General features: G+C 58.7%; 4 protein-coding genes and 4 pseudogenes. 5 read left to right on the top strand and 3 right to left on the bottom strand.

Annotated features, from left to right (window positions below; genetic code table 11):
• Positions 1 to 166 precede the first annotated feature (166 nt).
• Positions 167 to 1,702 (bottom strand): ISL3 family transposase, encoded by a 1,536-nt coding sequence (locus ASF41_RS24130; RefSeq protein WP_082504642.1) that lies wholly within the window; start codon positions 1,700 to 1,702, stop codon positions 167 to 169.
• Between the two features lie 85 nt (positions 1,703 to 1,787).
• Here ASF41_RS24130 and ASF41_RS16690 point away from each other — a divergent pair.
• Positions 1,788 to 2,727 (top strand): annotated as a pseudogene (locus ASF41_RS16690) (IS481 family transposase).
• Between the two features lie 80 nt (positions 2,728 to 2,807).
• Positions 2,808 to 3,754, top strand: a protein-coding gene (locus tag ASF41_RS24135; protein WP_156653340.1) for an IS630 family transposase whose coding sequence is annotated in 2 segments (ribosomal slippage) — positions 2,808 to 3,147 and positions 3,147 to 3,754 — 948 coding nt in all. Because the reading frame shifts where the segments join, the coding sequence is not laid out codon by codon here.
• Between the two features lie 292 nt (positions 3,755 to 4,046).
• On the opposite strand, the gene ASF41_RS25090 is transcribed toward ASF41_RS24135, so the two are convergent.
• Positions 4,047 to 4,688, bottom strand: coding sequence for a hypothetical protein (locus ASF41_RS25090; RefSeq protein WP_156653341.1), 642 nt, complete (start codon positions 4,686 to 4,688; stop codon positions 4,047 to 4,049).
• 229 nt (positions 4,689 to 4,917) lie between these two features.
• Between ASF41_RS25090 and ASF41_RS25095 the strand changes: the two genes are divergently transcribed.
• Positions 4,918 to 7,263 (top strand): polysaccharide biosynthesis tyrosine autokinase, encoded by a 2,346-nt coding sequence (locus ASF41_RS25095; protein WP_156653342.1) that lies wholly within the window; start codon positions 4,918 to 4,920, stop codon positions 7,261 to 7,263.
• Between the two features lie 522 nt (positions 7,264 to 7,785).
• Positions 7,786 to 7,935, top strand: a pseudogene (locus ASF41_RS25100) (IS630 family transposase); the annotation flags it as partial.
• A gap of 38 nt (positions 7,936 to 7,973) precedes the next feature.
• Here ASF41_RS25100 and ASF41_RS16710 read toward each other — a convergent pair.
• Positions 7,974 to 8,481 (bottom strand): annotated as a pseudogene (locus ASF41_RS16710) (transposase); the annotation flags it as partial.
• A 77-nt stretch (positions 8,482 to 8,558) separates the two neighbouring features.
• On the opposite strand from ASF41_RS16710, the pseudogene ASF41_RS26215 reads away from it, so the two are divergent.
• Positions 8,559 to 8,738, top strand: a pseudogene (locus ASF41_RS26215) (IS5/IS1182 family transposase); the annotation flags it as partial.
• Between the last annotated feature and the right edge of the window lie 82 nt (positions 8,739 to 8,820).

Here is an 8,820-nt window from a genome sequence, read left to right on the forward strand (position 1 = left end):
AGCCCGGCTACGCCACCCCGACCCGCTTCGCCGGGCTGATCAGGGGCGTCCCGCCATACCTATCCAGGGGGTCAAAGTTCGACGCCGATCCAGGGTCAATGTTCAGGTTCATCCGCACTTTCGGTGCTGCAGATCGGCGGTCCAGTCGAGCTCCGCCGGTCTCGGCTCACGCGGCGTGTAGGACGCGCTGGCGCAGGAGATCGAATCCGGCGCGGCCGTACATGCTGCGCTTGATCAGTTTCAAACGATTGACCTGTCCCTCGACAGGACCGTTGCTCCAGGGCTCGACGATGGCCGCGCGCACGGCGGTCTCGTCCTGGCGGAGCCCGGTGACGAAGCCGCTGAGTTCGGTCGCGGCTGCAGCCTCCAGCCATGGCGTCAGTCCGGTGGGATCGCTCTGGCGCAGGAGGTCGGCGAAGGCGCGTACATCCTCGGCGGCCTGCTTCAGCTTCGGCGCGGCAATGCAGAGCGCTTCGGTGAAAGCGCGATCCTCTCGCGACAGCGCGGTCGGGTCGCTGGTGAGCCAGCGGGTGATGCGGCGCGTCGAGGGGATCCGGGCGGACGGTGGTCGCGCCGGCGCACCCTGCCTCCGTCGCGCGGCCCAGCGCCGGACGATGTCGTAGCTGCCGATGAAGCCCTGCGCGCGCAACGCGCGGTGGAGTCCGGTGGCGCTGTACTGGCCCTCCTGCCAGCGCGTCTCGACGAACGGGAGATGGCGGTCGAGCCGGCTCGAACCTGGTGCTCGACGGTAGGGCATGAACCGGCCCGCCCGGACCCAGCGGCGCACGGCGTTGCGGGACGCACCGATACGGCGAGCGATTTCCTTGGTCGGCAGACCTTTGCCGTGGAGGCAAAGGGCCGCCTCGCAGCGATCGCGTCGACGGCTGTTCACCTCCGGCGTGGGTGCGGGCTGCCGCAGGTCAGGGGAGGCAGAGGGATCGTGCACGCCACGGTGCGCCACGTCCCGGATCTCGGACTGGTGCCGTTCGACGATGCCGCGCAGCGCCTCCAACGCGTTGACGAGTAGGTGCCAGCGATCCGCGACCTGCGTCGCTGCCGGCGCTCCCGTGCGCGCGGCCTCGGCGTAGGGTCCCGAGCGGTCGCGGCTGATGATGGTCACGCTCGGATGGGCGGCGAGCCAGTCCCGCACCGGTGCCGACGAGCAGCCGGGCAACAGGTCGATGACGCGCCGCCGCTCTAGGTCGCACACGATGGTGCCGTAGGACCGGCCGCGCCGCCAAGCCCAGTCGTCGATGCCGACCACGCGCGGCGGTGCGGACGGCACGGTCCCGCGGCGGCGGATCAGGCGCAGGACCGTGTCGCCGCTGACCGGCATGGCCAGCCGCCGCGACAACCGGGCGCCGGGCTCACCGCCGAGCACCATGCCGATGTCGGTCTGCGCTTCAGCCAATCGGTCGCTGCGGCGCGCCTTGCGCGCGCCTAGCCCCGGCACGGGTTCTGCGAAGATCCGCCCCGGGCAATGGCTGCAGCGGAAGCGGCGCACCTTTACCCGCCACGTCACCGCTCGATCCTGCCAGGGCAAGTCCTTGAAGGTCCGCCAATACGTGCTGTGCACTCGAGAGGAAGCACGCCCGCAGACCTGACAGGAGCCTTGGGCCGCCGTGGTCCGGGCGGTGATCCGCACGCCCGCTTCATCCAGCGTCAGATCATCGACGTGCACGCCGTCCGGCACCGACGGCATCGACGGGTTTGAGATCGGCATCGCGCTGCCCTCGGACCACCACGCAAACCAACGCCCAAATCACCCCGCAGCACCGAAAGTGCGGATGAACCAATGTTCAACGCTGTTTGACAGGCGGCAGCGGACCTCGGTTGCCGACCAGCGCACCGGTCCAAAGGATCCGCACTCGACGGTGCTGTCACCCGAAGACGAAGCGCTGGTGGTCGCCTTTCGGCGTCACACGCTCCTGCCGCTGGACGACTGCCTCTACGCGCTGCAGGCCACGATCCCGCACCTGACCCGCTCGTCGCTGCATCGCTGCCTTCAGCGCCATGGGATCAGCCGATTGCCGGAGGTCGACGGCGACAAACCCAAGCGGTCGCGCTTCAAGGCCTATCCGCTCGGCTACTTCCATATCGATCTGGCCGAGGTTCACACGGTCGAAGGCTGGCTCTACCTGCTCGTCGCCATCGATCGTACGACCAAGTTCGCCTTCGTGGAATTGCACGAGAAGGCGACGCGGCGAGTTGCCGGCGACTTCCTACGGCATCCCATCGAGGCGGTGCCTTACAAGGTGCACACGGTGCTCACCGACAACGGCACTCACTTCACCACGCCGGGCAACGTCGCTTCAGCTGCCTCCATCATCAGGGAATCGATTGCAGCCGGCGAGACATTCCGTGCCCACAGCTTTGAGTCCGCCTGCGCCCGAAACGATATCGATCATCGCCTGACAAAGCCGCGTCATCCCTGGACCAACGGTCAGGTCGAGCGAATGAACCGCACGATCAAGGACGCCACGGTCAAACGCTATCACTACGACAGCCACGAGCAGCTCCGCGCTCACCTGGCCGACTTCGGTCAGTGCCTACAATTTTGGCCGCCGCCTGAAGACCCTGCGCGGTCTCACGCCCTACGAGGCCATCTGCAAAGCATGGTCCGCCGAGGCCAGCCGCTTCAGGTCAAACCCACTCCACCAAATGCCGGGACCAAACATCTATCGACTCGCTCGTCCTCCGACCTCGCAGCATGTTCGACTTCCTTAGTCCTAGAGCATTTTCCACTATCCCTGAGTCGTTGCGGCCAGGTGAGCGTTGATCCCTGAAGGTTCGTCAGAGAGATCGCCATGGCCCGTGCCTACAGTCACGATCTGCGTGTTCGCGTCCTGGACGCGGTGGAAGCAGGTCTGTCCCGCCGGGCCGCGGCCCTGCGCTATCGGGTCGGCGTCGCTACGGTGATCCGCTGGGCCGCGCATACGACGATGACAGGAGAGACGTGGGCTCAGCGTCAGGGCCGTCCACCCGGCTCCAAGCTCGACGTGCATGAAGCCTTTCTGCTCGCCCTCACCGAAGAGAAGGACGACATCACGCTTGCCGAGATGCAGAAACGCCTGCGTACCGAGCGCAGCGTCTCGGTCGGATTGCGCACGCTGAGGCGTTTCTTCGCATGCCGCGCGGTGACGTGGAAAAAAAGTCAGCGCACGCAACCGAGCAGAATCGCCCCGACGTGGCCGCATCCCGTGAGGCGTGGTTTGCCGCGCGGCCCGACCTCGATCCTGAGCGCCTGATCTTCATCGATGAGACGGGTCTCTCCACCCGCATGGCGCGCCTGCGCGGTCGCTGTGCTCGCGGTCAGCGCCTGCGCTCGGGCATCCCGCATGGCCATTGGCTCACGACGACGTTCGTTGCGGGCTTACGCCTGTCGGGGATGAGCGCGCCCATGGTGCTCGAAGGATCGATGACGCGGGAGTGGTTCCTGGCCTACGTTGAGCAGGTGCTCGCCTCAACCCTCAGGCCCGGCGATACCGTCATCCTCGACAACCTCCCCGCCCACAAGGGCACAGCGATCCAGGCCGCCATCGAGGCCAGCGGCACATGGCTTCGCTTCCTGCCGCCGTACTCGCCCGACTTTAATCCGATTGGGATGGCCTTCACCAAACTCAAGGCGCTGCTGCGCAAAGTGGCCGAGCGCACGGTCGATCGGCTCTGGACTGTCGTCGGCGATCTGCTCGACGCCTTCACACCAACCGAGTGCGCAAACTACTTCGCTGCCGCCGGCTACGATCAGGAGTAGGTGGAAAACGCTCTAGCTAATCCTTTTAATCAGCCCGGTCTAAAGCCAGCCCGTCCGGTTACGGTCCAGTCACACGGTTGACAGCTGCGACAACACCATAGCCGCCCATGATTTCGCATCCTGGAGTATCGCATTCAGCATATATGAACCAAATCAGCTCAGTAGGAAGGTAGGGTTACCTCGCGGAACTCGGCTGCAACGCCTTGACAATCCCTGTGTAATAATAAGCTGAGCAAGAAACAGATGACAAAAAGAAAAGTTAATAGCATAATTCAGGTTGCGATCGGAAACCTTACCGGATCTTCTGGTATGGAACCACGGCCTGAATTGGCGGGATCGCCTTCTCGTCATTGCTTAGCGTCAAATTGATTCCGTTCTGACCCTTCAATTCAGGAAGAACAGCAGATCCAGTTGAGATCGATGCGGCCGCCGGTTGATCAAGCTTAGATACAGAGTTGCGGCTTGCTGGCTCCGATCTATCGTGACCGCTAAAAGCATTTGCGAATCTTCTCGCGATCGAGGGGTCCGAAAGATTCTTTACAGCTTGCTCAATCTGCCTCGCCGTAACTTTATTCGTTTTTTGACATTCCTGAGCAGCGCGCGCAAGACCGATGATGGTGGCCTCCCGTTGATTTTCGTTCCCAATTTTCAAGGTCCAAATGACTGAAGGAAGCGCAGCACGGCTCGATGTTGCTATTGTCGTCACCCAAAAAGACAAACCATCTCCTCCTTGAGGAAACATTCGTTTAAGTGCATCGCGATCCAAGGCGATGCGCTCAATCATAGGTTGGGATACATTGAATGGAATCGATCCACACTCAGCGTCAGCGCCTGGAATATATGCTAAGGCGATGATAGCCCCAATCATGGCTCGTTTGAGCAGACTGCATGCGTAGAACCGAGAAGGGAAGGTTCCTTCAATCTGCAGCGGCATGTTTTCACTTGCCTTAAAAGAGCTAAAGAGACTAAGCTGTATAACGCGCAAGGAAGGCCTGCTTCTTGGTGAGGCGAAAATACGACAGGTGTGGAACCCAATTCCGTGAATAACATCCGAGTATGAAAATGTCAATTTAATGGCTGACCATCGCTATAAAAAGTGAGTAAGCATTTAATTATCTCTAATATCACAAGCGACTTTTCAGTGAGCTAAAGACCTATGTTCTATGCATGCAAACCAAGCATATGCAAATATTTTCGGTGTGTTTGGTTTTGCGAGCGCAATGGTCAAGGTGATCAATTTCGGTAGCGCTACTATACAGCCGCAGGCGGGAGTACCTAGTAAGATGCTGATGACAAGCAGAGATCATAAGGGAGATATTATCGATTTACGCCAGTCCGAGGGACCGCTGCACGACGTGGCCCCCCCTTTAACATCATTGATTGATATTCTAAGGCGGCACTGGACAACAATAGTGTTGATTGCTCTTTTCACGACTTTTGTTTCCGCGGCTTACCTCTTAACGGCAGATAGGAAGTATACCGCATCGGCATCGATCCTTATAGATTCTCGCAAAAGTCAGCTGTTCCAGAACCAGCAAATTGTCGGAGATGTAATCGTTGACACAGGGATGGTAGAAAGCCAGGCCGAGATACTGCGCTCAGAGACAATCGCATTGTCTGTCATACGGGCACTCAATCTTGCAACGGATCCAGAATTTACCGATCCTGGTATATTTGGATGGCTTACAAAATTATTGGGATTCGGGGGCGATGTCACAGAATTTGGACGTGAACGTGCAGCGACTGCGTACTTGACCAAAAATCTTGTAGTTAAAAGAACTGGGGCAACGTACGCAATCGAGATAGATTTTACGTCCACTAGCCCAACTCGTGCAGCTCAAGTAGCCAATCAAGTGGCAGACGCTTACATGGTAGGAGAACTCGAAGCGAAGTTCCAAGCCACGAAGCGTGCAAGCGAATGGCTGCAGGCGAGGATCGGCGAACTTCGCGATCAGGCTGCCATTGCGGACCGTGCTGTTCAAAATTTCAGGGCTCAAAATAATATTATAGATACCGGGCGTGGCTTGATCACAGACCAGCAAATATCGGAGGTAAACACTCAGCTTACTACTGCGCGATCAGCTACTGCTGAAGCTTTGGCAAGGCTTGACCGTGTCGAAGCCATATTCAATCAAAATGTGCCGGACGCATCGATTACGGATGCGCTTCGAAGTGACGTAATTAGTCGGCTGAGAGCACAGTATCTAGATCTGGCTACGCGTGAGGCGGATTATTCCAAGCGATTTGGAACTGAACATGGATCTACAGTGCAGCTGCGCAGTCAAATGAATGGAATTCGTAAAGCGATTGCCGATGAGGTGCGTCGGATAGCACAGGCGTACCGGAGCGATTATGAAATTGCACGCTCGCGTGAAGCAGCTTTAGACAAGCGAATGGAAGAATTGCGGAGCACTTCAACATTAACAAGCCAAGCTCAGGTCAAGCTTCGAGACTTAGAGAGCACATCGCAAAGTGCTCGAAATTTGTATGATAATTTTCTACAGCGTTCCATGGAGGCGGCTCAGCAACAAACGTCTCCAGTTAACGAGGCGCGTATCATAACGGCGGCAACTCCTCCGACGAGGCCAAGCTGGCCGAAAGGCCTCATCGTGCTTGGCGCCGGTTTGACTATGGGGCTTCTTTTTGGCTCTTCGATAGCGGTAGCACGCGAAGTTTTGGACGATACTCTACGAAGTCCGTCAGACGTCGAGAGAGCTACAGGATTGAAGTGCCTCGGCGTGGTTCCTCGCGTCGATCAACTTCCAGCGTCTGACGGAACCCAAGCCAATCCGTCGCTTCGAGTCACGTCAAGCACGCTAGGCATGTTCCATCTCGTTGTTCGAACTCCCTTCTCACGATTCACTGAGTGTATACGTTGGATTAAAGTGTCAGCCGATGCTGCGCGCAGAACGGATGCAGGATCAGTGATTGGCATCGTGTCGGCATTGCCGAATGAGGGCAAAACGACCATTGCTGCTAATTTAGCTCAACTTGTTGCACATGCGGGAAAGAAGGTTGTTATTATCGACGCAGACCTGCGGCATCCGTCACTAACCCTCAACACAATAGTCGAGCCATCTCTTGGCTTGCGTGAAATCCTATCCGGCCATTCTAAGGTGTCGGATGTGGTATGGACGGATGCCATCACTGGACTTGCCATCATTCCTGCGTTGATGCGAGACAAAGAAGCACGAGACGCTGAGCTGATAGATCCACAAGCTTTCGCAGCATTGCTTTCTGATCTGCGAAAACAGTACGACTATATCATAGTGGATCTCCCGCCGATTGCATCCGTAGTCGACGTTAAAGCACTTGGGCATCTCGTAGATAGTTTTGTGCTTGTGATCGAATGGGGGCGCACGTCGGTCAAAGCCGTCGAAGGTGCGATTTCGAGTGTAGATTCGATTATTTCAAAGGGTATCGGTGTGGTTCTAAACAAAGCCGATCCGATTCAGCTCAGACGGTTTGAGATCCACAAGGGACCTCGCTTCAATAGCTACTACGAGTAGGTGGTTTTGAGATGCCGTTTCAGAACTTGCTGAACGGGTTGGTTTTTTGGTGAGCGGCAAGTGCTGTGGATGTGTGGATGTGTCTAACGCTCATCCAGAAAACACAATCTAAACTTATGCCACGGATGCCAAACTTGCTCGCGGGAGCCTGCCTTACGGCACCAGCCTGAGTAATGCCGGGTGTGCGGAGCTTGCGCCGTTTAGGCCTGCGCTATCATGCACAGACTGTTTATGGCGTCGGCCACCGAGGGGCACTGGAGCTTATACTAACCCTCATTGAATGGGACTCACAGGGTAGCATCGGGGGCTGAGTGGTAATTCTGTCTTTGGGTTTGGAGCCTGGAGAGGATGTTATGTCTGCTCCGGTGCTGCTTCGGCGGGACTTCGACGCCGAGGGCCTGCGCGCTCTTGCCAAGGCTGCGCGCGACCCTGCCCAAACCCGGCGCCTGCTGGCTTTGTCGGCGACCTACGCGCGCGGCTCACGCTCGGCCGCTGCCGCGCTTGGCGAGGTCCGGCTGCAGACTGCCGTTGCCGGTCCGTTCCCCCGAACTCAACCCGGTCGAGAACCTCTGGCAGTTCATGTGCGACAACTGGCTCGGCAATCGAGCCTTCACATACTACACCGACATCCTCGACCACTGCTGCCACGCCTGGAACACCCTCATCAACTGACCCGGGCGCATCATGTCGATCGGACTCCGCGAATGGGCCTATAGGTTCTGATCAATGAGGATTGGTATTAAACGTTGTGATGAACCGCCCGTCAGTTGAGCGGCCTGTTTGAGCATAAGGCACACGAAGGCGACGATGTTGAGATCTGCCAGCGTGCTGGGATAACGCTCGGAGTCTTTGACGAGGCGGCGGAAGCGCGTCGCCCAGGCGAAGGAGCGCTCGACCACCCAGCGCCGCGGCAGCAGAACGAAGCCGCGTTTGGCGTCCGGCAGTTTGACGACCTCCAGTTCGATAAAGTGCTCGCGTGCAGCCTTGGCCGGCTTCTCGCCCGTGTAGCCCTGACCGACATAGGCCAGGTCGACGCCGTCCCCGGTTGCGGCCTGCACGGCTTCAGCTAAACGACCGACCTGGGCGCGGTCGTCCGCGTTGGCGGGCGTGACATGCAGCGCCAGGAGATTGCCCAAGGTGTCGACGGCGAGGTAGACCTTCGAACCCTTCTTGCGCTTGGCCCATCCACCCGGCCCGCTCGCCGCTCTCGGGCGACGATCCGACACCTTGAAATACCCCTCCTGCGCGGGGCGGTGTCGTGATTCCCTGACGTTGTCGACGTTGGGGAGGCTCGGATCGGTCAGCCAGGGTTCTTCGATCTGGATGAGCGCTATCAACGTCTGTCGGAGAACGGCGACCCGCTGGTGAAGATCGCGGCCTTGATCGACTTCGAGGCTTTCCGACCGAAGTTGGCCACCGCACTGAAGCGGTCCGACGGATCGAAGGGTGGTAAGCGGTGTCTGGAGCCGCCCTTCCCGGGTTGATTGCGATGGGGGATTCTGACGGTCCCGGGTTCGGATCGTTTTATGTCTATGCTTGAGGATATGGTCGAGCCGC

The organism is Methylobacterium sp. Leaf111 (genome assembly GCF_001423285.1).
GTDB lineage: Bacteria > Pseudomonadota > Alphaproteobacteria > Rhizobiales > Beijerinckiaceae > Methylobacterium.